21 protein-coding genes and 2 tRNA genes are annotated in these 26599 nt (G+C 58.4%); 20 read left to right on the top strand and 3 right to left on the bottom strand.

Annotation, left to right across the window (positions count from 1 at the left end; all coding sequences use genetic code 11):
• The first annotated feature begins 49 nt into the window (after positions 1–49).
• Positions 50–1024: a formate/nitrite transporter family protein gene (locus tag A6723_RS13095; protein WP_054911131.1), complete on the top strand. Its 975-nt coding sequence runs from the start codon at positions 50–52 to the stop codon at positions 1022–1024.
• Positions 1025–1058: 34 nt separating this feature from the next.
• Here the strand turns inward: A6723_RS13095 and A6723_RS13090 are convergent, their stop codons facing one another.
• Positions 1059–2342, bottom strand: coding sequence for an FAD-binding oxidoreductase (locus tag A6723_RS13090; protein WP_054911130.1), 1284 nt, complete (start codon positions 2340–2342; stop codon positions 1059–1061).
• Positions 2343–2528: 186 nt separating this feature from the next.
• On the opposite strand from A6723_RS13090, the gene A6723_RS13085 reads away from it, so the two are divergent.
• Positions 2529–2605: transfer RNA gene (locus A6723_RS13085), tRNA-Val, on the top strand.
• Positions 2606–2742: 137 nt separating this feature from the next.
• Positions 2743–3264, top strand: coding sequence for a DUF4946 domain-containing protein (locus A6723_RS13080; RefSeq protein WP_054911129.1), 522 nt, complete (start codon positions 2743–2745; stop codon positions 3262–3264).
• Between the two features lie 68 nt (positions 3265–3332).
• Here the strand turns inward: A6723_RS13080 and A6723_RS13075 are convergent, their stop codons facing one another.
• Together A6723_RS13075 and A6723_RS13070 are read right to left on the bottom strand one after the other, a co-directional pair.
• Positions 3333–3557, bottom strand: coding sequence for a hypothetical protein (locus tag A6723_RS13075; protein ID WP_017516486.1), 225 nt, complete (start codon positions 3555–3557; stop codon positions 3333–3335).
• A gap of 443 nt (positions 3558–4000) precedes the next feature.
• Entirely contained in the window at positions 4001–4354 is a 354-nt protein-coding gene (locus A6723_RS13070; protein WP_024763161.1) for a histone-like nucleoid-structuring protein, MvaT/MvaU family, read from the bottom strand.
• A 256-nt stretch (positions 4355–4610) separates the two neighbouring features.
• Here A6723_RS13070 and A6723_RS13065 point away from each other — a divergent pair, with 256 nt between their 5' ends.
• The 17 genes from A6723_RS13065 (at position 4611) to A6723_RS12985 (ending at position 26513) form a co-directional block, all read left to right on the top strand.
• Positions 4611–5444 (top strand): alpha/beta fold hydrolase, encoded by an 834-nt coding sequence (locus A6723_RS13065; RefSeq protein ID WP_054911128.1) that lies wholly within the window; start codon positions 4611–4613, stop codon positions 5442–5444.
• 241 nt (positions 5445–5685) lie between these two features.
• Positions 5686–7608: a threonine--tRNA ligase gene (thrS, locus tag A6723_RS13060; RefSeq protein WP_037015433.1), complete on the top strand. Its 1923-nt coding sequence runs from the start codon at positions 5686–5688 to the stop codon at positions 7606–7608.
• A complete protein-coding gene (gene infC, locus A6723_RS13055) occupies positions 7608–8159 on the top strand; it encodes a translation initiation factor IF-3 (protein WP_169887484.1) in 552 nt (183 codons plus the stop codon). Before thrS ends, infC begins: the two co-directional genes overlap by 1 nt.
• A 60-nt stretch (positions 8160–8219) precedes the next feature.
• Entirely contained in the window at positions 8220–8414 is a 195-nt protein-coding gene (gene rpmI, locus A6723_RS13050) for a 50S ribosomal protein L35 (protein WP_017516491.1), read from the top strand.
• Positions 8415–8435: 21 nt separating this feature from the next.
• Positions 8436–8792 carry a 50S ribosomal protein L20 gene (gene rplT, locus A6723_RS13045; protein WP_003099086.1) on the top strand — a complete coding sequence of 119 codons (357 nt, stop codon included), beginning with the start codon at positions 8436–8438 and terminating at the stop codon, positions 8790–8792.
• Positions 8793–8889: 97 nt separating this feature from the next.
• Complete coding sequence (gene pheS / locus A6723_RS13040; protein WP_024763164.1) at positions 8890–9906, top strand: phenylalanine--tRNA ligase subunit alpha; 1017 nt, start codon at positions 8890–8892, stop codon at positions 9904–9906.
• Positions 9907–9940: 34 nt separating this feature from the next.
• Positions 9941–12319 carry a phenylalanine--tRNA ligase subunit beta gene (gene pheT / locus A6723_RS13035; RefSeq protein WP_054911296.1) on the top strand — a complete coding sequence of 793 codons (2379 nt, stop codon included), beginning with the start codon at positions 9941–9943 and terminating at the stop codon, positions 12317–12319.
• A gap of 3 nt (positions 12320–12322) precedes the next feature.
• The gene (ihfA, locus tag A6723_RS13030) at positions 12323–12625 is read left to right on the top strand and encodes an integration host factor subunit alpha (protein ID WP_003090661.1); all 303 of its coding nucleotides are present in this window, start codon (positions 12323–12325) and stop codon (positions 12623–12625) included.
• The gene (locus A6723_RS13025; protein WP_015476661.1) at positions 12606–12962 is read left to right on the top strand and encodes a MerR family transcriptional regulator; all 357 of its coding nucleotides are present in this window, start codon (positions 12606–12608) and stop codon (positions 12960–12962) included. The genes ihfA and A6723_RS13025 overlap by 20 nt, the downstream gene beginning before the upstream one ends.
• An 85-nt stretch (positions 12963–13047) precedes the next feature.
• Positions 13048–13124: transfer RNA gene (locus A6723_RS13020), tRNA-Pro, on the top strand.
• Between the two features lie 225 nt (positions 13125–13349).
• Positions 13350–16640 (top strand): helicase-related protein, encoded by a 3291-nt coding sequence (locus A6723_RS13015; RefSeq protein WP_064979700.1) that lies wholly within the window; start codon positions 13350–13352, stop codon positions 16638–16640.
• On the top strand, positions 16637–17311 hold the full coding sequence (locus A6723_RS13010) for a DUF4391 domain-containing protein (protein WP_054911268.1): 675 nt from the start codon (positions 16637–16639) through the stop codon (positions 17309–17311). The genes A6723_RS13015 and A6723_RS13010 overlap by 4 nt, the downstream gene beginning before the upstream one ends.
• Before the next feature lie 43 nt (positions 17312–17354).
• Complete coding sequence (locus tag A6723_RS13005) at positions 17355–19226, top strand: site-specific DNA-methyltransferase (RefSeq protein WP_054911267.1); 1872 nt, start codon at positions 17355–17357, stop codon at positions 19224–19226.
• A 10-nt stretch (positions 19227–19236) separates the two neighbouring features.
• Complete coding sequence (locus A6723_RS13000) at positions 19237–22308, top strand: type III restriction-modification system endonuclease (protein ID WP_054911266.1); 3072 nt, start codon at positions 19237–19239, stop codon at positions 22306–22308.
• A gap of 28 nt (positions 22309–22336) precedes the next feature.
• Entirely contained in the window at positions 22337–23440 is a 1104-nt protein-coding gene (locus tag A6723_RS12995) for a hypothetical protein (protein WP_054911265.1), read from the top strand.
• Positions 23437–24687 carry a hypothetical protein gene (locus tag A6723_RS12990; protein ID WP_054911264.1) on the top strand — a complete coding sequence of 417 codons (1251 nt, stop codon included), beginning with the start codon at positions 23437–23439 and terminating at the stop codon, positions 24685–24687. The genes A6723_RS12995 and A6723_RS12990 overlap by 4 nt, the downstream gene beginning before the upstream one ends.
• A 2-nt stretch (positions 24688–24689) precedes the next feature.
• Positions 24690–26513, top strand: coding sequence for an Hsp70 family protein (locus A6723_RS12985; RefSeq protein ID WP_054911263.1), 1824 nt, complete (start codon positions 24690–24692; stop codon positions 26511–26513).
• Positions 26514–26599 lie beyond the last annotated feature (86 nt).

Here is a 26599-nt window from a genome sequence, read left to right as displayed (position 1 = left end):
GCGCGGCGGTCGCAGCCTAAATCTGCACTGTCCCAGCGAGGTGCTCCGCATGGCCACCGAAAAACCGCCCGCTCGCGGCGCAGCCCAGTCGCGGCCGCGTAGCAAAGGCAGCGACTCTGCCGCAAAGCGCAAGACCGCACCACGCACCCAGGCCAGGGAGTCGAAGGCGGGCGGTGATACCGCGGACGATCTCTCTGCCGAAGAGCGTCGCAAGGTCGAGAAAAGCCAGCCGCCCCGCGCACTGGTGCTGCACGAAGTCATCCGCCTGCAGGGCAATCATGAACTGGAGCGCACCCTGGCGGCGCTCTGGTGGTCGGCGCTGGCCGCCGGGCTGACCATCGGCCTGTCGCTGATGGCGATGGGGCTGTTCCGCGCGCGTCTGCCGGACCACGACATGGCGGTGATCACCACCAGCCTCGGGTATCCGGTCGGCTTCCTGGCAATCATCCTCGCGCGCCAGCAACTGTTCACCGAGAACACCCTGACGGCGGTACTGCCGGTGATGAGCGAACCGACCCTGGAGAAGTTCGGCCAGTTGCTGCGCCTATGGTCGGTGGTGCTGCTGGGCAACATCGTCGGCGCGCTGCTGTTCGCCTACGGCATGCTGCACCTGCCGATTTTCGACACCAAGGCGGATCAGGCTTTCCTGGAGATCGGCCGCGAGGTCATGGAGAACGACCATTGGCAGATGTTTTCCAAGGGCATCGTTTCCGGCTGGATGATCGCCACCATGGTCTGGCTGGTGCCGGCAGCGGAGAACGCCAAGGTGTGGATCATCTTCCTGGTCACCTACCTGATGGCGCTGGGCAGCTTCAGCCATATCGTGGTCGGCACCTGCGAGGTGGGTTACCTGATGTTCGCCGGGGAAGTGGGGCTGGCGGCGTTCGTCATCGATTTCGCCTTGCCGACGCTGTTGGGCAACATTGTGGGCGGCAGCCTGATCTTCGCCCTGATGAGCCACGCCCAGGTGCGCAGCGATACGTCGCCGCCGGAGAAGCCCCCGAAAAGAAAAACGGCGCCCTGAGGCGCCGTTTTTTCGTGCGGTGTGAAGCGAGGCGTCAGATGCCCAGCTTGTCGCGCATGGTGTAGTACCAGGCACCGATCGCGGAGAACGGTACCTGGAACATGCGGCCGCCCGGGAAGGGGTAGTGCGGCAGGGTGGCGAAGGCGTCGAAGCGCTCGGCCTGGCCACGCAGGACTTCGGCCAGCAGCTTGCCTGCCAGGTGGGTGTAGGTCACGCCGTGACCCGAGCAGCCCTGGGAGTAATAGATGTTGTCGCCGATGCGACCAACCTGCGGCAGACGCGAGAGAGTCAGCAGGAAGTTGCCGGTCCAGGCGAAGTCGATCTTCACGTCTTTCAACTGCGGGAAGACCTTCAGCATCTTCGGACGAATGATCGCCTCGATGTTCGACGGATCGCGCGCGCCGTAGACCACGCCGCCACCGAAGATCAGGCGGTTGTCGCCGGTCAGGCGGTAGTAGTCGAGCAGGTAGTTGCAGTCCTCGACGCAGTAGTCGGTCGGCAGCAGGGACTTGGCCAGGTCGGCGCTCAGCGGCTCGGTGGTGATCACTTGGGTGCCGCACGGCATGGACTTGGAAGCCAGCTCCGGTACCAGGCCGCCGAGGTAGGCGTTACCGGCTACCACGATGAACTTGGCTTTCACGCGACCCTTCGGGGTGTGCACGACCGGGTTGGCGCCACGGTCAATCTTCACGGCAGGGGACTGCTCGTGGATCACGCCGCCCAGGGATTCCACGGCTGCGGCTTCGCCCAGGGCGAGGTTCAGCGGGTGAATGTGGCCGCCGCTCATGTCGAGCATGCCGCCGACATAGCTGTCGGTGCCCACGACTTCGCGGATGCGCTTGGCGTCCATCAGTTCCAGCTGGGTGTGGCCGAAGCGCTCCCACAGCTTTTTCTGCGACTCCAGGTGGCCCATCTGCTTGGCGCTGAGGGCTGCGAACACGCCGCCGTCCTTCAGGTCGCACTGAATGTTGTACTTGGCGATACGCTCGCGAATGATGCGGCCGCCTTCGAATGCCATGTCGCCGAGCAGCTTGGCCTGCTTGGCGCCAACGGAGCGCTCGATGACGTCGATGTCGCGGCTATAGCTATTGACGATCTGGCCGCCGTTACGGCCCGACGCACCGAAGCCAACCTTGGCGGCTTCCAGTACGGTGACCTTGAAACCGTTTTCCAGCAGGAACAGGGCGGTCGACAGGCCGGTGTAGCCAGCGCCGATCACGCAGACATCGGTTTCCACCTCGCCCTGCAGTTCAGGACGGGCCGGGACCGGGTTGGCCGAAGCTGCGTAATAGGAAGAGGGGTAGGAAGTGTGCGGCATAATGCACCTGTGTTTGTTATTTTTTACGAGATGTGAGGATGCTACCTGAGTCGAATCTGGCCGGCTAGTGCCCGTGCAAAATAATTTACGGACGGTCGAACATAAAAAAATTCACTTTTTCAGTGGCTTAGCTGAAAAAAGTGCTTGACCGGTGAAAACGATCGCGTAGAATGCGCCCCACACGACAGGCACATAGCTCAGTTGGTTAGAGCACCACCTTGACATGGTGGGGGTCGTTGGTTCGAGTCCAATTGTGCCTACCAAACATAATCGCTTAGGCGATTTCAGAAAGGGCGATCCGAGAGGATCGCCCTTTTTGTTTGTCTTCAGGAAAGTGGCTTCTCTGCAGGGGTGATGGCGCGCCTGCTATGTTTCTCCTGGCTGATGGTCGGAGGTGGTGATGCTCGGTCTGCGAACCTGGTTGTTGTTCGGTGCGTTCTTGGTGCCGTTGCCGGCACTGGCGGAAATGCAGGTTATCTGGCCGCAGGGTTGGGAAGTCTCGCGCTCGCCGGTTGATGCAGCAGCGGACGCGCCAGTGGTTCGTCAACGCGGCGTGCGCTTGGCTGAAGATGGTTCTCAGGACCTGGTCATGGAGGTCACGCGCAGTCGGCTCGGCTCCGGCGTCACGGTCAGTGCCGAGAATGTCATCGTCGAGATGCGCAAGGCGTTGCAGAAGGACTTCATGCGCCAGGGTTTCCAGGCGGCTTGCAGCAAGCCGTTGGATACCCGGCTTGGCGGTTTGGAAGGTCTGGAGGTGCATTGCGGGATCAGCCAGAACGGCACTGAAGTGCTCAAGCAGACCGTGCAGGTGGCGCTGGGTGATGGCGCGGCCTATTCATTGACCTATGCGGCACCTGCGCAGCGCTATGCGGAATTGCTGCAGGAGATTGAGATGGTGAAGGCGGGCATCAGTCTGCGCTGACTTCTTCCTTTATATGGATGGCAGAAAAGCAAAAGCCCCGCTCATGCGGGGCTTTTTCGATTCCGGGCTCAGGCAGCGATGGTGGCTTGCACTCGCTGGATCACCGCGTTCAGCGGCGCCTCGCCCTGGTATTGCTGGGGGTAGAGGCGTTCGGTGTGCTTGGCGATGCCATGCTCGTTGACCAGGGTGAAGCTGAAGCCATGCTTGCGCTTGGCCTGGATGACGCAGTTCAGAGGGGCGAAGGCCGCCGAGAGGGTGCCAATCGCCTCCAGGATTTGCGGGGAGGTTTTCATTGTCTTGTCTTTCCAAATAGGTAACGGTCCTATGACCGTCGAAATCGTCAAAAGCTCCGGTTGCGATCTGAGAATGCAGAAAACGTATGACCGGAATATGGCAGCGATTGGAAACTTGGGGGTCGGTTCGCGTCAGTCTGCGGTGTTGGGTAATTGCAGGTGATTTGACGTGGGGCGCTGGTCGCTCGGGCAAGCTTTCCTGGCACGGTTGGCGTGCTCTGGAATCGATGCGGAGGATGCGCTGGCCGTGGCCCTGTGGACCCCAGCTTCTGCCCTGAATCAGGTAGGGAGTGCTGGGAGGGGCGACCTTGGGTTTGGTTTTCGCTGAGGGGATTATAAGGATTTCTGCTAACGATGGCTAGTTTTTATACAGCCGCCGGTCAGTTCCCTCTGGGAAGGTGAGAAATTCCGCGGAGCGGGAGCGCTCCGCGGAACAATCGGGCTCACTGCAGCCAGGATTCCACGGTGTCGCCACCGTACTGTTGTTTCCAGGCCTTCAGGGTCTTGTGGTTGCCGCCCTTGGTCTCGATGGTCTCGCCATTGTGCGGGTTCTTGTAGATCTTCAGTTGGCGAGTGCGGCGCGCCGGCTGTGCGGCTGCGGGCTCGGTGGAAGTCTGCGGGTCGAGAATCTCGATAACGTTGCGCAGGTTCATGCCGTACTGGTCCATCAAGGCTTGCAGTTGATCCTTGAACTCCAGTTCCTTTTTCAGGCCGCCATCGCTCTTGAGTTTCTCGAGCAGGGCGAGTTGTTCCTGGAGTTTGCGCTCGGCTTCGCGGAATTCCGCAAGTTTGGACATCTGGGTGCTCCCGTATGTAGGGTGATTTGTACGGGGCGATTCTGTGTTCTGGTGATTGTTCGCGTCAACTGAATATATGAATTGTTGCGATTGGGAAAACACACTTTAAATGTAATCAGGGGATGAAGGGTTGGTGGATTAATTGAGTGATTGGGGATAATGCGCGGGCTAAAGGGTGTGGTTGGGTTTCGTTCGGGCTGAGTAATCCCTGCAAATCCTGTGTGCTTTATTGTGGTGCGTTGCCTGTGAGTGCTGGATGAATTTCGAGATTGTGAAATATCGGGTCAATGACTATGAACTGACGTGCCAGGTTGCCGGGCAGGGCGTGCCCCTGCTGCTGGTACACGGGTCGCTTTGCGACTACCGCTATTGGCAGGCACAGGTCGAAGCGTTGTCTGCCCGTTACCGTGTGATCGTGCCCAGCCTGCGCCATTATTTCCCGGAGCAATGGGGCGGCCAGGGGATTGGCTTTTCGACGGAACAGCATGTTGATGATCTTCTCGCCTTGATCGACCAGTTACCTGCGCCGGTCCATCTGCTGGGGCATTCGCGGGGCGGCAACATCTGTTTGCGAGTGGCGCTGGTGGCTCCGCATAAATTGCTCTCTTTGGCGCTGGCTGATCCTGGCGGAGACTTTGCGGACAATGTCTTCACTGGAGCAAATATTGAAGCGCCGGTATCTCCTGTCGAGCGTAATCAGTTTCGCCAGCAGGCGCTTGGAATGATTCGCGAGGGGGATGTTGAAGGAGGGTTGCAGCTCTTTGTCGATACTGTCAGCGGGGCGGGAGTCTGGTCGAGGTCGTCTGCACAGTTTCGTGAAATGGCGACGGCCAATGCCATGACCTTGGTTGGGCAGGTTGCCGATCATCCTGCGCCTATTAATCGGGGGTCGATATTGCAGTTGCAGTTGCCAGTATTGCTGATCGGCGGAGCCAGAAGTCCGGAGCCGTTTCCGCGAATCCTCCAGGCGCTGCAACTGAGTCTTGCGGATGCGCGCTTGGTGATGATTCCTGGCGCCTCCCATGGCATGAATGTGATCCGTCCGGCGTCCTTCAATCGCGCTGTGCTGGAATTTGTCGATCAGTACTGAGCGAAGTCAGGCTCTGCGCTCGTCAGCTTGCGCAACTTGCAGTAACATCCAGCGCCCTGTCCGCTATTGTTTGCGATCAGGTTTTCGATTTCTTCCAGTGATCTACGTCCGCGCGCGAAAGCGCAGGGTGCCGACAAGGCGCCTGCCACTGTGAGGCAGGCCTGCCCGGCGGGCGACGCTTACTGGCACATCCCAACCCATGTGGCCTTTCGTAGGGGTCACCACTAGGAGAGGAGGCGCCATGCCCATCATTACTCTTCCCGACGGTAGTCAGCGTTCCTTCGATCATCCGGTCAGCGTGACCGAGGTGGCGCAATCCATTGGCGCAGGCCTGGCGAAAGCCACCCTGGCCGGCAAGGTCAACGGCCGCCTGGTCGATGCCTGCGACATCATCGACAGCGACGCGACCCTGCAAATCATTACCCCGAAGGATGAGGACGGGCTGGAAATCATCCGCCACTCCTGCGCCCATCTGGTGGGCCATGCGGTCAAGCAGCTGTATCCGACCGCCAAGATGGTCATCGGCCCGGTGATCGACGAAGGCTTCTATTACGACATCGCCTTCGAGCGTCCCTTCACGCCGGAAGACATGGCTGCCATCGAAAAGCGCATGGCTGAGCTGATCGAGAAGGACTACGACGTCATCAAGAAGATGACCCCGCGTGCGGAAGTCATCGAGACCTTCAAGGCTCGTGGTGAGGAGTACAAGCTGCGCCTCATTGACGACATGCCGGACGAAAAAGCCATGGGCCTGTACTTCCACGAGGAGTACGTGGACATGTGCCGCGGCCCGCACGTGCCGAACACCCGCTTCCTGAAAGCCTTCAAGCTGACCAAGATTTCCGGCGCCTACTGGCGTGGCGACTCGAAGAACGAGCAGCTACAGCGCGTCTATGGCACCGCCTGGGCGGACAAGAAGCAGCTGGCTGCCTACATCCAGCGCATCGAGGAAGCCGAAAAACGCGATCATCGTCGCATCGGCAAGCAACTCGATCTCTTCCATCTCCAGGAAGAGGCGCCAGGCATGGTCTTCTGGCACCCGAACGGCTGGACCGTCTATCAGGTGCTCGAGCAGTACATGCGCAAGGTGCAGCGCGACCACGGTTACGTGGAAGTGCGCACCCCGCAAGTCGTCGACCGCATCCTCTGGGAGCGCTCCGGCCACTGGACCAACTACGCCGAGAACATGTTCACCACTTCGTCGGAAAGCCGCGACTTCGCGGTCAAGCCGATGAACTGCCCGTGCCACGTGCAGATCTTCAACCAGGGCCTGAAGTCCTACCGCGACCTGCCGCTGCGTCTCGCCGAGTTTGGCGCGTGCCACCGCAACGAACCGTCCGGCGCGCTGCACGGCATCATGCGTGTACGTGGCTTCACCCAGGACGATGCGCACATCTTCTGCACCGAAGAGCAGGTAAAGAAGGAAGCGGCCGACTTCATCAAGCTGACCCTGCAGGTCTATTCGGACTTCGGCTTCAGCGATGTCTCCATGAAGCTGTCTACCCGTCCGGCCAAGCGCGTCGGTTCCGAAGAGCTGTGGGATCGGGCCGAAAGTGCTCTGGCCGACGCTCTGAACGAATCCGGCCTAGAGTGGGAATACCAGCCGGGCGAAGGTGCCTTCTACGGTCCGAAGATCGAGTTCACCCTGAAGGACTGCCTTGGCCGTAACTGGCAGTGCGGCACCCTTCAGTACGATCCGAACCTGCCGGAACGTCTGGATGCCAGCTATATCGCCGAAGATAACAGCCGTACCCGTCCGGTCATGCTGCACCGCGCGATCCTCGGCTCGTTCGAGCGCTTCATCGGCATGCTGATCGAGCACTACGCCGGCCTGTTCCCGGCCTGGCTCGCACCGACCCAGGCGGTGGTGATGAATATCACTGACAAGCAGGGCGAATGGGCCGAAGAAGTGGTGCGTCAGCTCGAGCAAAGCGGATTCCGTGCCAAGTCTGACTTGAGAAACGAGAAAATTGGCTTTAAAATCCGCGAGCATACTTTGCTCAAGGTTCCCTATCTGCTGGTTATCGGTGATAGGGAAGTTGAATCGCAGGCCGTCGCCGTACGTACGCGCGAAGGGGCAGACCTCGGCTCGATGCCGGTCGCCCAGTTCGCGGAGCTTCTCGCTCAGGCGGTTTCCCGGCGTGGTCGCCAAGACTCGGAGTAATCATTATTAAGCGTGAAATGAGACAGGATAAGCGGGCTCTCCCGAAACCACCGATCAACGAAAACATCACCGCCCGTGAGGTGCGTCTGATTGGTGCCGACGGTCAACAGATTGGCGTGGTCTCCCTCGACGAGGCCCTCCGTCTAGCCGACGAGGCCAAGCTGGACCTGGTGGAAATTTCTGCTGATGCGGTGCCTCCTGTCTGCCGCATCATGGACTACGGCAAGCATCTCTTCGAGAAGAAGAAGCAAGCCGCTGCTGCGAAGAAAAACCAGCACCAGCAACAGATCAAAGAAATCAAGTTTCGTCCAGGGACGGAAGAAGGGGATTACCAGGTAAAACTACGCAACCTGGTACGTTTCCTTAATGAAGGGGACAAGGCCAAGGTATCGCTTCGATTCCGTGGTCGTGAGATGGCCCACCAGGAGCTGGGCATGGAGTTGCTGAAGCGAGTCGAAAACGACCTCGCCGAAGTCGGCACCGTGGAACAGCATCCTAAGCTGGAAGGACGCCAGCTGATGATGGTCATCGCTCCCAAGAAGCGTAAATAACCTCCCGGGCACTGGCAGGCCTGATGGTTATCAGTTGTTAACGAATGCGGAGTACTAAACATGCCAAAGATGAAAACCAAGAGTGGCGCCAAAAAGCGCTTCAAAGTGACTGCTGGTGGCATCAAGCACAAGCACGCTTTCAAGAGCCACATCCTGACCAAAATGACCACCAAGCGTAAGCGTCAGCTGCGCGGCACTTCGATGCTCGCTGCTTCCGACGTTCGCCGTGTAGCGCGCTCCCTGCGTCTGCGTTGATTTCTGGTAGAGGATAAATAAATGGCTCGTGTTAAGCGTGGCGTAATTGCCCGTCGTCGTCACAAAAAGATTCTGAAGCTCGCAAAAGGCTACTACGGCGCGCGCTCGCGCGTGTTCCGTGTTGCCAAGCAGGCGGTAATCAAAGCAGGCCAATACGCCTACCGCGACCGTCGTCAGCGCAAGCGTCAGTTCCGCGCCCTGTGGATCGCCCGTATCAACGCTGGTGCTCGTCAGAACGGTCTGTCCTACAGCCGTCTGATTGCTGGCCTGAAAAAGGCGGCCATCGAGATCGACCGTAAGGTACTGGCCGATCTGGCTGTGAACGAAAAAGCGGCGTTTACCGCGATTGTCGAGAAAGCGAAGGCCAGCCTGGCTTAAGCCCCACGACAGTTACCGGATCTCGGTCCGGACGTAACGTCACCGATAGGGGAAGAGCCTTACCGCTCTTCCCCTATTTTGTATCTGGAGTTGGTACATGGAAAACCTGGACGCGCTGGTTTCGCAGGCCCTGGACGCCGTGCGAAACACCGAAGACGTCAACGCCCTGGAGCAGATCCGGGTTCACTACCTCGGCAAGAAAGGCGAGCTGACCCAGGTCATGAAGACCCTGGGCGACCTGCCGGCCGAAGAGCGCCCCAAGGTCGGTGCGCTGATCAACGTTGCCAAGGAAAAGGTTCAGGATGTGCTGAACGCCCGCAAGGCTGAGCTGGAGGGCGCCGCCCTCGCCGCCAAGCTGGCAGCCGAACGCATCGACGTGACCCTGCCGGGCCGTGGCCAGTCTTCCGGTGGCCTGCATCCGGTCACCCGCACCAAGGAACGCATCGAGCAGTGCTTCACCCGCATCGGCTATGAAGTGGCCGAGGGGCCGGAAGTCGAAGACGACTACCACAACTTCGAAGCGCTCAACATTCCGGGTCACCACCCGGCTCGTGCCATGCACGACACCTTCTACTTCAATGCGAACATGCTGCTGCGCACCCATACCTCGCCGGTACAGGTACGCACCATGGAAAACCAGAAGCCGCCGATTCGCATTGTCTGCCCGGGCCGCGTGTACCGCTGCGACTCCGACCTGACTCACTCGCCCATGTTCCACCAGGTCGAAGGTCTGCTGGTCGATGAAGACGTCAGCTTCGCCGACCTCAAGGGCACCATCGAAGAGTTTCTCCGCGCATTCTTCGAGAAAGAATTCTCCGTCCGCTTCCGTCCGTCCTTCTTCCCCTTCACCGAGCCTTCGGCGGAAGTCGACATTCAGTGTGTGCTTTGCAGCGGCAAAGGCTGCCGTGTCTGCAAGCAGACTGGCTGGCTGGAAGTCATGGGTTGCGGCATGGTCCACCCCGACGTGCTGCGCATGTCCGGCATCGATCCCGAGAAGTACCAGGGCTTCGCCTTCGGCATGGGTATCGAGCGTCTGGCCATGCTGCGCTATGGCGTGAATGACTTGCGCCTGTTCTTCGACAACGATCTGCGGTTCCTCGGCCAGTTCCGCTAGCCCGCACGACCGTCAACGCATTTAGGAGAACAGGATGAAATTCAGTGAACAGTGGCTGCGGAGCTGGGTAAACCCGCAGGTATCCCGTGATGAGCTGGTAGCTCGTCTGTCCATGGCGGGCCTCGAGGTCGACGCCGTGATCCCAGTCGCCGGTCAGTTCAACGGTGTGGTCGTGGGCGAAGTGCTGTCGACCGAACAGCATCCGGACGCCGACAAGCTGCGCGTCTGCCAGGTCAGCAACGGTTCGGAGACCTTCCAGGTCGTCTGCGGCGCGCCCAATGTGCGCCCGGGCCTGAAGATCCCCTTCGCCATGATCGGTGCCGAACTGCCGGGCGACTTCAAGATTAAGAAAGCCAAGCTGCGCGGCGTTGAATCCAACGGCATGCTCTGCTCGGCCAAAGAACTGGAAATCAGCGAAGAGAACGCCGGCTTGATGGAGCTCGCCGCGGATGCGCCGGTGGGCGCTAACATCCGCGACTACCTCGAACTGGACGACGCTTCCATCGAGATCGGCCTGACCCCGAACCGTGGTGACTGCCTGTCCCTGGCCGGTCTCGCTCGCGAAGTCGGCGCGCTGTACAGCGCTGAGGTCAAGCCGGTAGTGGTCAGCGCAGTCGCTCCGCAGATCGATGAAGTGCGCAGCGTTGAGCTGCTGGCTCCCAAGGCCTGCCCGCGCTACCTCGGTCGCGTCGTCCGCAACGTCGACCTGAGCAAGCCGACCCCTCTGTGGATGGTCGAGCGCCTGCGCCGTTCCGACATTCGCAGCATCGACGCCGCCGTCGACATCACCAACTACGTGATGATCGAGCTGGGCCAGCCAATGCATGCCTTCGATCTCGACGAGATCAAAGGCGGCGTACGCGTACGCATGGCGGAGGAGGGCGAGAAGCTCGTCCTGCTCGACGGCCAGGAAGTCACCCTGCGTGCTGACACCCTGGTGATTGCTGATCACGAACGCGCCCTGGCCATCGCCGGCGTGATGGGTGGCGAGCACAGCGGCGTCAGCGCCAAGACACGCGACCTGTTCCTCGAAAGCGCCTTCTTCGACAACATTGCCGTTGCTGGCAAGGCTCGTTCCTACGGCCTGCACACCGATGCCTCCCACCGCTTCGAGCGTGGCGTGGACTCGCAACTGGCCCGTCGCGCCATGGAGCGTGCTACCGAGTTGCTGTTGCAGATCGTCGGTGGCGAAGCTGGCCCGATCGTGGAAGCAGTCAGGGAAGCTGACCTGCCCAAGGTCGCTCCGGTCACCCTGCGTGCCGAGCGCGTTACCCAGATGCTGGGCATGACCTTGGAAAACACCGAGATCGAGCGTCTGCTCACTGCCTTGGAGTTCGATGTCCAGAAAGTCGGTGCCGATTCCTGGACCGTTGGCGTTCCGAGCCATCGCTTCGACGTCTCCATCGAAGTCGACCTGATCGAAGAGCTGGGTCGCCTTTACGGCTACAACCGCCTGCCGGTGCGCTACCCGCAGGCACGCCTGGCGCCGAACACCAAGTCCGAGTCCCAGGCTGAACTGCCGGCGCTGCGCCGCCTGCTGGTCGCTCGCGACTATCAGGAAGCCATCACCTACAGCTTCATCGATCCCAAGGTGTTCCAGCTGTTCCATCCCGGTGTCGAGCCGCTGATGCTGGCTAACCCGATCTCCGCCGACATGGCCGCCATGCGCGCCTCGCTCTGGCCGGGGCTGGTCAAGTCCCTGCAGCACAACCTCAATCGTCAGCAGACCCGTGTGCGCCTGTTCGAAAGCGGCCTGCGCTTCGTTGGCCAGCTGGAAGGTCTTGTACAGGAAAACATGCTCGCCGGCGTCGTCTGCGGTGCACGTCAGCCGGAGGGCTGGGCCAACGGCCGTGAGAATGTCGACTTCTTCGACGTGAAAGCTGATGTCGAAGCATTGCTGGGCAATGCTGGCAACATTGAGGCTTTCACTTTCTCCCCGGCGGAACACCCGGCGCTTCACCCGGGCCAGACCGCCAAGATCGAACGGGACGGCGTGCTGGTCGGCTATCTAGGTGCCTTGCATCCGGAGCTGGCCAAGGCGCTGGACCTGGATCGCCCTGTCTACCTCTTCGAGCTGGTACTGGCCGAGGTGGCCAAGGGTCGCTTGCCGAAATTCAGCGAACTGTCGCGCTTCCCCGAAGTGCGCCGTGACCTGGCCCTGATCGTCGATCTGGATACTCCGGCCGAGTTCGTGCTGGCAAATATCCGTGAAACGGCGGGCGAATGGCTGACGGATCTCAGGTTGTTTGACGTCTACCACGGTAAAGGCATTGATCCGCTTAGAAAAAGCTTGGCCGTTGGCTTGACCTGGCAGCATCCATCACGCACTCTTAATGATGACGAGGTGAACGCGACTACGCAGAATATCGTCGCCTCGCTGGAACAAAGGTTCAACGCCACGTTAAGGAAGTAGCGTATGGGGGCTCTGACGAAAGCTGAAATTGCTGAACGTCTGTACGAAGAGCTGGGCCTGAATAAGCGGGAAGCCAAGGAACTGGTGGAGCTCTTCTTTGAAGAGATCCGCCAGGCGCTGGAGCATAACGAACAGGTGAAGTTGTCGGGTTTCGGCAACTTCGATCTGCGCGACAAGCGCCAGCGTCCCGGACGCAACCCAAAGACGGGAGAGGAAATCCCGATCACAGCCCGGCGCGTCGTCACCTTTCGTCCAGGGCAGAAACTGAAGGCCAGGGTTGAGGCTTATGCTGGAACCAAGTCATAACGACGAGCTGCCCCCCATTCCGGGCAAGCGCTACTTCACCATCGGTGAGGTGAGCGACCTTTGCGCGGTGAAGCCGCACGTGCTGCGGTACTGGGAACAGGAGTTCCCGCAACTCAACCCGGTCAAGCGAAGGGGCAACCGGCGCTACTATCAGCGCCAGGACGTGCTCATGATTCGCCAGATCCGCGCGCTGCTCTACGACCAGGGCTTCACCATCGGTGGCGCCCGCCAGCGCCTTACCGGCGACGAAGCCCGCGAGGACGCCACCCAGTACAAGCAACTGATCCGGCAGATGATCGCCGAATTGGAAGATGTACTGCATGTGTTGCGCAAGTAACTGAAAAAAATGAAAAAAGCACTTCTCCAAAGCAAATGCTTGGGGTATAGTGCGATCCGCTTCTGAGGGAACTCGAAAGCAACGTCGGGGCGTAGCGCAGCCTGGTAGCGCACTTGCATGGGGTGCAAGGGGTCGAGTGTTCGAATCACTCCGTCCCGACCAAAAAATCCTAGAAAATCCAGCCACTTAGCGGTGGCTGGATTTTTTTATGCCTGAAATTTTTCGTGGCTGATCCAAAAGTGCCCGTTCTGGTTGCCAATTGGTTGCCAATTGAGATTGGCTTGAAAGCGATGGGGGATTAGGATCGGTCAAGACGGCGGAGTGCTATCAGCGTCCTACGCGATGCGCGGAGGATGGCGCGGATCAACAAGGGTAGGGGAGTGTCTCATGGAGCTGATCGACAACATCAATTCGCTGCTTGGCGAGAGTCTCAAGGGGGCGCTCAAGCCAGGTGCTAAATTGAAGATCGCCGCATCCTGCTTCTCTATATACGCCTACGTGGCGCTCAGGCGGGAGCTTGAGAGCATCGACTCCCTGGAGTTCATCTTTACCTCGCCGACCTTTGTGCCCAACGAGGCGACGGACAAGCTTAAGAAGGAACAGCGCGAGTTCCACATTCCCAAGGCTGAGCGCGAGCGTAGCCTGACCGGCAGCGAGTTCGAGATCCAGCTGAAGAATAAGCTCACGCAGAAGGCCATCGCCAGGGAGTGTGCAGACTGGATACGGCGCAAGGCTACCTTCCGCTCCAATCGTGGCCAAGCGCCCATGCAACCATTCATTGGTGTACGTGCGCCAAGCTCCGAGGCCGTCTATATGCCCGTGCAGGGCTTTACTGCGGTCGACTTGGGCTACCAGAAGGGTAACGCGCTTTCCAATATTGTCACCCGCTTCGATGAGCCAGCCCATACCGGCATGTTCCTCAACCTGTTCGAGCAGATCTGGAACGACCAGGAAAAGCTGGAAGACGTCACCGTGCGCCTCTGCGATCACATTGCTTCGGTGTATCAGGAGAACGCACCCGAGCGCATTTACTTCCTGATGCTCTACAACATCTTCCGAGAGTTTTTGGAGGATGTGAGCGAGGATGTGCTACCCAACGACCGTACCGGCTATCAGGATACGGTGATCTGGAACAAGCTCTTCAACTTCCAGCGCGACGCAGCAACCGGCCTGATCAACAAGCTGGAAACCTACAGCGGTTGCATCCTTGCTGATAGCGTAGGATTGGGTAAGACGTTCACCGCGTTGGCGGTGATCAAATACTACGAGCTGCGCAACAAATCTGTCCTGGTACTCTGCCCGAAGAAGCTGGCCGACAACTGGCTCATCTACAATCAGAACCTGAAGACCAATATTCTCGCCAAGGATCGCTTTGCCTACGACGTGCTGTGTCACACCGACCTGAGTCGCACCCGAGGCACCTCACTGGGTATGCCGCTGGATAGGGTCAACTGGGGTAACTACGACCTGGTGGTGATCGACGAGTCGCACAACTTCCGCAACAATGACGTCTACAAGGACAAGGAAACCCGTTATCAGCGCCTGATGAACCAGGTCATCCGTCAGGGCGTGAAGACTAAGGTGCTGATGCTCTCGGCGACTCCGGTCAACAACCGTTTCAGCGATTTGCGTAACCAGCTGGCCTTGGCCTACGAGGGGGACAGCGACAACCTCAATGACAAGCTGCGTACCGAGAAAGACATCGACAGCATATTTCGCCGCGCTCAGGCGGCGTTCAATGCGTGGGCCAATCTGCCGCCGGAGAAGCGCACGGCAGCGGCCATTCTCAACAGCCTGGATTTTGACTTCTTCGAACTGCTGGACAGCGTGACCATTGCTCGCTCTCGTCGGCACATCGAAACCTTCTACAACACTGCCGACATTGGCCGTTTCCCGGAGCGCCGCAAGCCGATGTCATTCCATTGTCCGCTGACTCAGCGCGACGATGTCATTGGCTTCAACGAGATCTTCAATCACCTTTCGTTGCTCAAGCTTGCCGTGTATGCGCCGGTGAGCTACATCCTGCCCAGCCGTCTGAAGAAGTACGAGGAGCAGTACGACACCCAGGTCGAAGGTGGGCGAGGCAAGCTCAAGCAGGTTGACCGGGAGAAGAGCCTGCAGGCGTTGATGACCACCAATTTGCTCAAGCGTCTGGAGAGCTCGGTGGAGGCTTTCCGCCTGACCCTGCAAAGTCTGCAGGCCAGCCATCGCAGCGCCCTGGATAAGATTGCCCAGTTCCACAAAACTGGCCAGTCAACAGGGTTTACCGACGTCACTGCTGCTTTTGAAGAGGCTGACTTCGATGAGGACAGCTGGCCGATGCCAGGCGACATCAGCATTGGCAAAAAAATTCAGATCAGCCTGGAGGATATGGACCTGCCCTCATGGGAGCAGGATCTGCAGGCAGATTTGCTGTTCATCGACGAGCTGTTGGGTGAAATGTCCAAGGTCACCCCGGCCGACGATGCCAAGCTGCAACACTTGAAAACCCAGATCGCCAGCAAGATCACCTCGCCGATTAACCCGGGCAACAAGAAGGTGCTGATCTTCACTGCCTTCGCCGATACCGCCAACTACCTGTACGAGAACCTGGCCGATTACCTGCAGCGCAACTACCAGGTGCACACGGCTAAGGTCACTGGCAGTGACGCGCCGAAATCCACCTTGGGCACGATGCCCGGCAGTCGGCAGACCTATGACTTTCAGGGGTTGCTGACCCTGTTCTCGCCACGCTCCAAGGAGAAGGCGGCGATATATCCGGACGAGCCGCGCGAGATCGACATCCTGGTCGGCACTGATTGCATTTCCGAGGGCCAGAACCTGCAGGACTGCGACTACCTGATCAACTACGACATCCACTGGAACCCGGTACGCATCATTCAGCGCTTTGGCCGGGTGGATCGGATCGGCTCGCAGAACAGCAGCATTCAGCTGGTCAACTACTGGCCGGATATCAGCTTGGACGAGTACATCAATCTTAAGGAGCGGGTGGAAAACCGCATGATAATCGCCGATGTCACTGCGACTGGCGACGACAACGTGCTCAATGCCCAAGCCAACGACGTGGCCTACCGCAAGGAACAGCTGCGCCGCTTGCAGGATGAAGTAATCGAGATGGAAGACCTCAAGACCGGCGTCTCCATCACCGACCTCGGCCTCAATGATTTTCGCATGGATCTGCTCAACTACATCAAGCAGCACGGCGAATTGAGTCATCTGCCCAACGGCATGCATGCAGTGGTGCCGGCACAGCCGGAGCTGGGTTTGCTGCCAGGCGTGATCTTCACCCTGCGTAACCGCAATCATGGCATGGACATCAACCAGCAGAACCGTCTCTATCCCCACTATCTGATCTACATCGACAACCAGGGGCGAGTTATTAGCGACTACAGCGAAGCCAAGCGCCTGCTGGACTTGGCCCGCACTGCCTGCAAAGGGTGGGGCCAGCCGATCAGAGAGGCCTATCAGCGCTTCAATCAAATCACCGACGATGGCCGTAACATGCAGGCCTATTCCAATCTACTCGATCAGGCCATTCACTCGATGATCGAAGTAAAGGAAGAGAAGGACATCGATAGTCTGTTCAGTGGCGGCAAGACCACCGCTTTGGTGGATACCATTGCCGGCCTGGACGACTTCGAGCTGATCACCTTCATCGTCATTCAGGATGTGGCATGACTCGGCCTAAGCCTGCCTTGTTCGCGTTTCCCGGCCAAGCCAGGGTCGGTCGGCCAGTGCCGAAAACTAAGATCTACGAGCACGGCAAGATCGGCAGCGCGCTGCGCGACAAGTTTGTCGCTCAGGTTGAGCAAATCACCTGGGCTTACAAGCTGGCGCCGGAGACCCTGAACCTGCCGGCACGATCGGAGGTGCCGGAGATTCAGATTTTCGATATCGAGCTGAAAGGCACTGAGCTGGACGATGATGTCCTGCGTGCCATCGATCGAGCCATTCCGCTGCCGATCATTTTTCAGCTGCACCGAGACCGGCAGACCTACATGGTGGCCGCTTTCAAGCGACCCAGCCAGGTCGAGGCTGGCAAGTGGGTGCTCGATGACTACCTCGCAGGTCCCTGGCTACCTGATGATGGCGAGCGACTGCCCCTCCCTTTAGCGCTGGATCTACAGGGCCTTTATGAACAGCTGCTACGCAGCCTGCTGCCTCAAACTGCCCGTGTTGGTGAAAGCCTGCCTGAACAGCTGGAGCGGCTGGCCCGGCTGCGCAGCCAGCAGAACGAGTACAACAAGCTGGTGACTCGCCTGCACAAGGAAAAACAGTTCAACCGCAAGGTAGCGCTCAATGCTCAGTTGCGGGTGCTGAAAAATGAAATCGATCAACTGAGTGCATAAGCCACCATTTGATGAACAACGACTAGATATAACAGGACGTCCCGTGGACAAACTAAAGATGCATTCGCCGAATCTGACCGAGATGAATATCGAAAAGCTGGCTCAGCTTTTTCCCGGTTGTGTGACCGAAGCGGCTGATGGCCAGGGTGGGCTGAAAAGAGCTATCGATTTCGACCTGCTGCGTCAGGAGCTTTCCTTGCATATTGTCGAGGGGGTGCAGGAGCGTTATCAACTGAGCTGGCCAGGCAAGCGTGAGGCGCTGCTGGCTGCTAATGCGCCGATTGCCAAGACATTGCGGCCTGCGCGTGAAGAAAGCGTCAATTTCGAGAAGACTCAAAATCTGTTTATTGAGGGCGATAATCTGGAAGCTCTCAAGTTGCTTCAGGAAAGCTATCTAGGAAAGGTCAAGCTGATCTACATTGACCCGCCGTATAACACTGGGCGTGACTTCATCTATGACGATGACTACAAAGATGACTTGGAGAGCTATCTAGCGCGTTCCAGTCAGACCGATGCGAGCGGTTCCCGCCTGGTGGCAAATACCGAGGCCAATGGGCGCTTTCACTCCGACTGGATGAGCATGATCTACTCGCGCCTGCGGCTTGCCCGTAACCTGCTACGCGACGACGGAGTAGTCTTTATCTCGATCGACGACAATGAGGTTGACAACCTGCGTAAGGTTTGTGCTGAGATCTTTGGTGAAGAGAACTTCGTGGCGCAGATCATCTGGCAGAAAGTCTTCTCCCCCAAAAACTCGGCCCGGTGGTTTTCAGAGGACCATGACTATGTGCTTGTATACGCTAAGTCAGGAGATCAGTGGACGCCGAATCTTTTACCTCAGACAGAGGAGATGGTGGCTCGCTACAAGAATCCAGATAACGATCCACGCGGACCGTGGACATCTAGTGACCTTGCCGCCAGAAACCGCTATGACGCTGGACTCTATTCTCTTAGATGCCCATCTGGTCGCATAATTGATGGGCCTCCAAAAGGCCGATATTGGGGGATTAGCGAAGAAAACTTCAAGCGGCTTGATCAGGACAATAGAATTTGGTGGGGAGAGCGCGGCGACAACATGCCGCGACTCAAAAGGTTCCTATCTGAAGTTCAACAAGGCCGTACGCCTCAGACTCTCTGGTTCTATAAAGAAGTAGGCCATACCCAAGACGCCAAGAAAACCCTGCTCAAATACGTCTCCTTTCAGCACACGGAGAATGTCCTCAACTCGGTCAAGCCCGTGGAGTTGCTGCAGCGCATCCTCCAGCTCGCCGGCAAACATGACGACCACAGTATCGTGCTCGACTTCTTCAGTGGTAGCGCGAGCACAGCGCATGCCGTGCTAAAACAGAACGCCGAAGACGGTGGAAATCGCCGCTTCATCGGTGTGCAGATTGCCGAACCTTTACCCCAGCCGGAGCCGGGCCTCGGCTCAATCTTCGAGATGGGGCTCACTCGGGTTCGTAATGTCATTGCTGAACTGCACAAACAGGACGAGGCTGCAGAGCTTGATCTCGGCTTCCGAGTCCTGAAAATCGACACCTCCAATATGCAGGATGTGTATTACACCCCTGATACCGTCAGCCAAGATTTGCTTTCTGATCAGGTCGACAATATTCGCGGAGACCGCACTCCTGAAGACCTGCTGTTCCAAGTGCTGTTGGACTGGGGGGTGGATTTGGCGCTGCCGATCAGCCAGGAGGCCATCTCCGGAAAGCAGGTGTTCTTCGTAGACGATAACGCTCTGGTGGCCTGTTTTGACAAGGGCATCGACGAGGCATTCGTGAAACAGATTGCCGAGCGTAAGCCGCTGCGCGTGGTATTCCGCGACAACGGTTTTGCCAGCGACAGCGTGAAGATCAACGTCGAGCAACTGTTCAAGCTGCTGTCGCCGATGACCGAAATCAAGACGCTGTAAGGGGCCTGCCATGAAGCTGAAATTCAAGGAGCAGGCCTACCAGCTCCATGCCGTGGAGTCACTCGCCGACTGCTTTGCCGGCCAGCCCAAATCGTCGGGCGTGAGCTACCGCATCGATCCAGGTGTCGGAGGCGTGCCGTTGGCGCCGCAGCAGGGCTCCCTGGCTGGTATGGAGCAGCAGCCGGCCATCGCGCCTGTAGATGCTGGTTTTCGCAATGCGGAGCTGGCTCTGGCACAAGATCAACTCCTGGCCAATGTACAGGCGGTGCAACGTCGGCAGAACCTGCCGCAGTCGGCTGCGTTGGTAAACGACAAGAAAACCGGTTGCCCGATCAACCTCGATATCGAGATGGAGACCGGTACCGGGAAGACCTACTGCTACATCCGCAGCATGTTCGAGCTGAACAAGCGCTACGGCTGGAGCAAGTTCATCGTCGTGGTGCCGAGCATCGCCATCCGTGAGGGGGTCTACAAGTCGCTGCAGATCACTGCCGAGCACTTCCTGGAGCGTTACGGCAAGAAGGCGCGCTTCTTCATCTACAACTCCAAGCAGCTGCACAATCTGGAGAGCTTTTCCTCGGACGCCGGCATCAACGTCATGGTGATCAACGTCCAGGCATTTGCCGCGCGCGGTGCGGATCAGCGGCGGATCTACGAGGAGCTGGATGACTTCCAGTCGCGCCGTCCCATCGATGTGATCAAGGCCAACCGCCCGATCCTGTTCCTCGATGAGCCGCAGAAAATGGAGGGCACCAAGACCCTCGAATCGTTCAGCGAGTTCAATCCGCTGTTTATCGTACGCTACTCGGCCACCCACAAGACCGAGTACAACAAGATCCACCGCCTGGATGCGCTCGACGCCTACAACCAGAAACTGGTGAAGAAGATCGACGTGCGAGGCATCACGGTGAAAAACCTGCCCGGCACCAATGCCTATCTGTTCCTGCAGGGCATCGATGTTTCCACCAGCAAGGCCCCTGTGGCGCGGGTGGAGATGGAGATCAAGCAGAGCAGCGGCATCAAGCGTGTCATGCGCAAGCTCGGTCGCAACGACAACCTGTACGACCTCTCCGGTGGCCTGGATCAGTACAAGGGTTATGTGGTCGCCGAGATCGATGCTCGGATCGACACCCTGAGCTTTACCAATGGTGTGGAACTGGTCGCCGGTGAAGCCGTGGGCAACCTGGACGAGCCAGCCATGCGTCGCATCCAGATCCGCGAGGCGGTAAAGGCTCACTTCGAGAAGGAGATGATGCTGTTCAGCAAGGGCATCAAGGTGCTAACGCTGTTCTTCATCGATGAGGTAGCCAAGTACCGTCAGTACGACGAAAACGGTGAGCAGCCGGGGGAGTACGCGAAGGTCTTTGAGGAGGAGTACAACGCTTACCTCAATGAAGTGCTGAGTCTGGAGGACACGCCGTACAACCGTTACTTGAAGGGGATTCAGGCTAGCCAGACCCACAACGGCTACTTCTCCATCGACAAGAAGAGCAAGCGCCTGGTCGACCCGGCCACCAGCAAGAAGTCGACCGAAACCGACGACGTGGATGCCTACGACCTGATTCTCAAGGACAAGGAGCGTCTGTTGTCCTTCGACGAGCCTGTGCGTTTCATCTTCTCCCACTCGGCCCTGCGCGAAGGTTGGGATAACCCCAACGTCTTCGTCATTTGTACGCTCAAGCACAGCGACAACACCATTTCCCGCCGCCAGGAAGTCGGTCGGGGGCTACGCCTTTCGGTCAACCAAAACGGCGACCGAATGGACTACCCGGCGACCGTTCACGACATCAACGAACTGACCGTGGTGGCCAGCGAGAGCTACAGGGAGTTCGTCGGTGCATTGCAGAAGGACATCAGTGACTCGCTATCGGCCAGGCCGCGCGAAGCCAACGAGAAATACTTCACCGGCAAGGTTCTGCAGACCCTGAGCGGCGACGTGGAAGTCACGCCGCAAATGGCCAAGCAGATCTACAAATATCTGCTGAAGAACGATTACACCGACGACAACGATCAGATCACGCTTGCCTACCACGCCGCGAAGAAGGATGAGCAGCTGGCCGAGCTGCCTGATGAGCTGAAGCCCTATGCCCAGCAGGTGTTTCAGCTGATCGACAGTGTGTTCAGCGAGGCGCAGCTGCCGCACATTGGCGACGGCCGCAAGACCAAGGTAAATCCCCTCAACGCCAACTTCGAGCGCCAGGAGTTCCAGGCACTGTGGAGCAAGATCAATCGCAAGGCCGCGTACACCGTCAACTTCGAGGCCGACGAGCTGGTCGACAAATGCATTGCCGCTCTCAACGATAAGGATGAGGGACTGCGGGTAAAACCCATGCAGTACATCATCGAGCGCGGCACGCAGAAGGAGCACGCCAGCTTCGACGAACTGAAGCGGGGTGAGGCTTTCAAGCTGGCGCAAACGGCCACCGAGACTTACACCAACTCTGTGTATTCGGCGGTGAAATACGACCTACTTGGCAACCTGGCCGAGGCCACCCAGCTGACGCGCCGTACCATCGCACGCATCCTGCAGGGCCTGAATGCTGCTGTGTTCAGCCAGTACAGAACCAACCCTGAAGACTTCATCGCCAGGGCCGCCACGCTGATCAATGAGCAGAAGGCCACGGCCATCGTCGAACATATTGCTTACGACCCGGTGGCTGAGACTCACAGCTCGGACATCTTCACGGCCGATAAACTGAAAGACGACTTCAGCAACGCATTCGAGGCCAAGCGCCACATCTACGACTACGTGTTCACCGACTCGACCAACGAGCGCAAGTTCGTCGAGCAACTGGATGCCAGTGCCGAAGTGGTGGTGTACGCCAAGCTGCCGAAGAGCTTCTTCATCCCGACCCCGGTTGGTAACTACAACCCGGACTGGGCCATCGCCTTCAACGAGGGCAAGGTGAAGCACATCTACTTCATTGCCGAGACTAAAGGCTCCATGTCCACCCTGGATTTGCGCGCCATTGAGGCTTCGAAAATAGCCTGCGCGCGGAAGTTCTTCGCCAAGATCACGTCGGAGCAGGTGAGGTACGACGTGGTGGATGGGTATGGAAAGCTGATGGAATTGGTGAAGTAGAACAGCGTGACTTAGATGGGGGAAATGGATGGCCTGGTATCTGAGCTTTATCGACCCTGGTAACGCTGGCGGCAGCGTCAGCATTCCGGAGTCGCCACCGGTGGTGTTGCTGCCGATAGTCTACGAGTGCCCGCGCTGCTCGGCGCACTTTGACAGTGTTCAGGCGCGCCGTGACCACTTTTTCACGGCGCACCCGTACCGTAAGCCGGAACTCCTGCTGCGTGGGCAGCCGCTGGGCAACAGCGAAACCGTTATCCATACACCTGTCCAGGCCAAGGATTGGTTGCTGGGCAGTTGCCACAGGATCTCTCTGAATGGGCGGATGATGGATTCGGATGAGCTATTTCAGACACTGGCTGAGTGTCGGCAGGGGTTTCATGTCCTGGAGCTCAGCAATCAAGACGCCATTGAGCGATTTGAACTGCGTTTCTCTATTCCGGAGCTTGCGGAGCTGCAGCGCCTCGAAGACATTTTCAATACGCTTTTTCTGGATAACGAACTGAGTGTCGATGATGTCCGGCGTTTTGCCGAAGCTTGCAAGCCACTCAAGACAGCCAATGAGTATTTGGAAGGGGTTTGCCAATATCTCTACGGTGTGCTGGCCAAGGACCAGCGGGGTGGCACGCAGCTCAGTCACGCTCAATACAAGGAGCGCTTCAATCGTGCGCTGGAGGCCCTGCGCCATGTGGACAGGCCGCTGGCCCGCACGATGCGCGGCATCATCAACTTTTCGTTCAATGGATTCGTACAGCCTGCTAGCCAAGCTGATGCGCCAGCGCTGGCGGATGCAGCCGGCCGTTTTGCAGGCTGGGCCGGAAAACCTGGGAGAGGCTGTGTGGTGGCGCGGCAGGAGGCTCAGGCGCGCTTGCCGATTGATCATGCTACCGATCGAATCTTGAGTTGGATGGCCTTGTCGGGCAAGCGACAGGAGAGGGAGCTGGATGAACTGCAGCAGATCAGTGCCAGTTCACTCTGGACTGCAGAAGATCGTACTAAGACCTTGGTGCTTTGGTTGGAGTGGGGACGCACTTGCCGGTCGACAGATGAGCTCAGGCAGATGGCGCGCCGCTTGCTGAATGATGCGATCTTTGCCGGCTATGCCGAGCAGGTGTTAGAGAGAATGAACCAATGAATGACAAGATGAGCAAGCTTGGTAGCGTACCTGTAATGAGCCGGAAAACAGGGGCGAAGGAGATGCTTCAGCCTGCCAGACGCCAGGAAGTGTCGGCTCAGGAGGTTTCAGCAGAAGCTACCCAGGCCGCGCCAGTTGCCACCGGGGTTGTGCCGGAAGTGCCCGTAGCTGAGCCCCGTGAAGCAGTAGCCGAGGCCGCTCCGGAAGCAGCCACCATATCCAAGCCGAAAGACAAGGAGCAGCAGAAGATTGAGAGCCTGGCTGATTTCCTTGAGTACTTTTATGTTGGCAAGACCAAGTCGTCATTGGCAGATGCAACGCTGCGCAAGCTAGCGAAAAACGCAAGAATCGAAGAGGTTCGGCGCTACGAGCTGCTGGCACTTGCAGTAGAGAACGATCCGACCCTGGAGAAAAGCCTCAACCTTATGCTGCTGGCTGCAGACCTGAATGGGTATCGGGGAGTCGAGGAGCAATTGCGCTACTTTGCCGCCGACATTGGGCGGCGGGTAAATGGGCAGGGCAAATATTCCCTGGAGTCTTGGTTGCCCCGAACTTCGGATGATGGGTTGAGCCTTGAGGCCATGGCCAACGATGTTCGGGAGGCCATGCAGAAGGTGGCTGCCTCCGAAGTGCCGGCTCCGGACAAGAAAAAGGCGCAGAGACGCCTGGAGTGCGGCTTTTATCTCGCCTGCCAGTGGCGCCTTTATCAAGGCATCGCTCCCCGCGAACTGATAGGCATGCTGCGCCGATCGATACTTGCCCCCAATCCGCTGCAGCGTGAGCAAAGTGATGGGTTGGTTCGCCTTCTCGCCAGCCAGCCGTTCGCGGAAGTGCCGGGTCTGGCTTGGCTGCTGGATGATCAGGCGCGCATGGTTCAGCAGGCCGATGGTCGAGCTGATCAGCTTGAGCGCGAAATGCGCCAGTTGGCCGCAGCCAAGAGCCTGGCTGAAGAACAGCTGAAAGCATGCGAGGCTGAGCTTGCCGACAAGACTGCTCGGTTGAACGAGCTCCAGGCGCAACTGGGGGCTGCTCAGGAGCAGTCGCGTATCCAGGAAGTGCACTCCAATGATGATCTGTCGCGTTTGCGTGGGCAGGTTCTGCGTGTGCTGAATAGCGAGATGCCAATCCTTCAGGATGTCCTGATTGCGCTGGATCGGGACCCGCCCAAAGTGACTGTCGCCCGTGAGTACCTGGGGAGCGTGGTCGAGAAGTTGAACAAGGAAATCGGTCGGATCAAGGACAGGTAAACATGGCCATCTATGGATTTGATTTTGGCACGACCAACAGTCTGATCTCTGTGGTCGAGGGTGACCGCTGCATCGCTTACGTGGATGAGGATAATGGTGGCTCACCTCATCCATCGGTGGTGTGCTATGACGGCGACGAAGTGGTCGTCGGGCACGATGCCAAAGGTCGACTGTCTAGCTCCGGACTTGGGGTGATCGGCAACGTGGTGCGCTCACCGAAAACTTTGCTCGGGAAGCATTCGGTGCATGTGGATGGTGTGAGTCGTAGCCCGCGGCAGATGGTGGCCGACATCGTCCGCTATGTAACCGGGCATGCCCGGGATGAGCGGCCGGGGGATTACAGTCGCGCGGTGGTGACTATTCCAGTCGACATGAGTGGTGAACGCCGTCGTGACTTGCGCGAGGCGTTTCGCCTGGCGGGTGTCACCATCGATCAGTTCGTCCATGAGCCACTGGCAGCACTCTACGGACATCTGCGCGGTCTGCCCGACTTTGCCAGCGAGATCCGTCGCCTGGATCGCCAGTACATGCTGGTGTTCGACTGGGGGGGCGGTACGCTCGATCTGACCCTGTGCCAACTGGTCGATGGCTATCTGGTGCAGATCGCCAACCATGGCTGCAGTCACTTGGGCGGTGATGTGATCGATGAGTCGATTATGCATGAGGTGGTGCGCCGTCACTGTGCCCAGCATGCGGCTCTTGAAGGTGTAGATGTTGCGGCAGATGCCCAGAAAAAGCTGCTGACGCGTGCAGAGAGAGCCAAGATCGATCTTTCGAGCCTGAGCCAGGCGCAGATCTACGTGCCTGATTACTTCCGTATCAACCAGGCTGGCCTCGATCCCGACCTTGTCTATCAGCTGTCTCGCGAAGTGCTGGAGGACATCGTCAGCGGCAAGCTGGTCGAGGGGCTAGAAATAATTGGCAGCTTGCTGAGGTCGGTTGGGTTCGAGGTCTCAGATATCAGCCTGTGTCTGGCCACTGGCGGTATGGTAAATATGCCGCTGATCAAGACTCGTCTGCTGGAAATGTTCGGGCCGCAGCGGCTGTGTGTATCGGAAGAAGGGCAACTGATCATTTCCAAAGGCGCCGCCTGGATTGCCCATGACCGGGCTGATCTGCTGCTGGCCAAGAACATCGAGCTGGCTCTGGCGCGCGATACCCGCCATGTTGCGATCAAGGCGGGCTCGGTGATGCCCCGCGAAGGTGCGATTCAGCAAGCCGAACGACTCAATCTCTACTGCACCGATCCTCGTGATGGCGTGGCGAAGATCCAGTTGGAGGTGCCTGCCCGCCGGCATGGACGGCATGTACAGGCCAGTGATCCGCGCAACAATCTGGCCAGTCTCAGCGTCAAGGTGGATGAACGGAGCGGTCGTTTATTCGAGCGTGTTGAGCTGGATATGCGGGTGGATGAGAACCTGATTCTGCAGGTCGAGGCGTGCTCGACTGTTGTTAATGATCAGGATGCAACCGAAATCCATAACCTGGAGTTCGGATTGAGTCTTGGAGGACTGAAGGGTATTGGGCAGCCGGGGGACCCGGCACTAAAAAAGCCTGAAGGCCGGAGATTCTGCGACCTTAAGGGGGCGCTGTTGCTTCGGTCGAATCTGGCTCTGCGTGAGGACAAATCCCTAGTTCCCGGTGAATATCTGCATGAAGTGCAGAAGATGACACCCTATACCCGGGATGAGCTCACGCCATTGCAGGTACGGGAGCAACTCTATTATACCCCCTGTAGCGGCTGTGGGCGGCGGAGCAATGATCCCTTGTGCCAGTGTGCGTCTGGCGCGACTGACAATATCCGTCGTGTGGTATTCGATTTCTAATTGGGGCAAATTCAATCTTTTTGAGTGCTCGATCTGGTTTGCACTGGCAGGTACAGGCCAGAAGCTTGTTTGGAGCCCCATGGTGT

The organism is Pseudomonas sp. AU11447 (genome assembly GCF_001672555.2).
In the GTDB taxonomy this organism is placed as follows: domain Bacteria; phylum Pseudomonadota; class Gammaproteobacteria; order Pseudomonadales; family Pseudomonadaceae; genus Pseudomonas; species Pseudomonas nitroreducens.
This window is presented reverse-complemented; position numbering and strand designations above follow the sequence as displayed.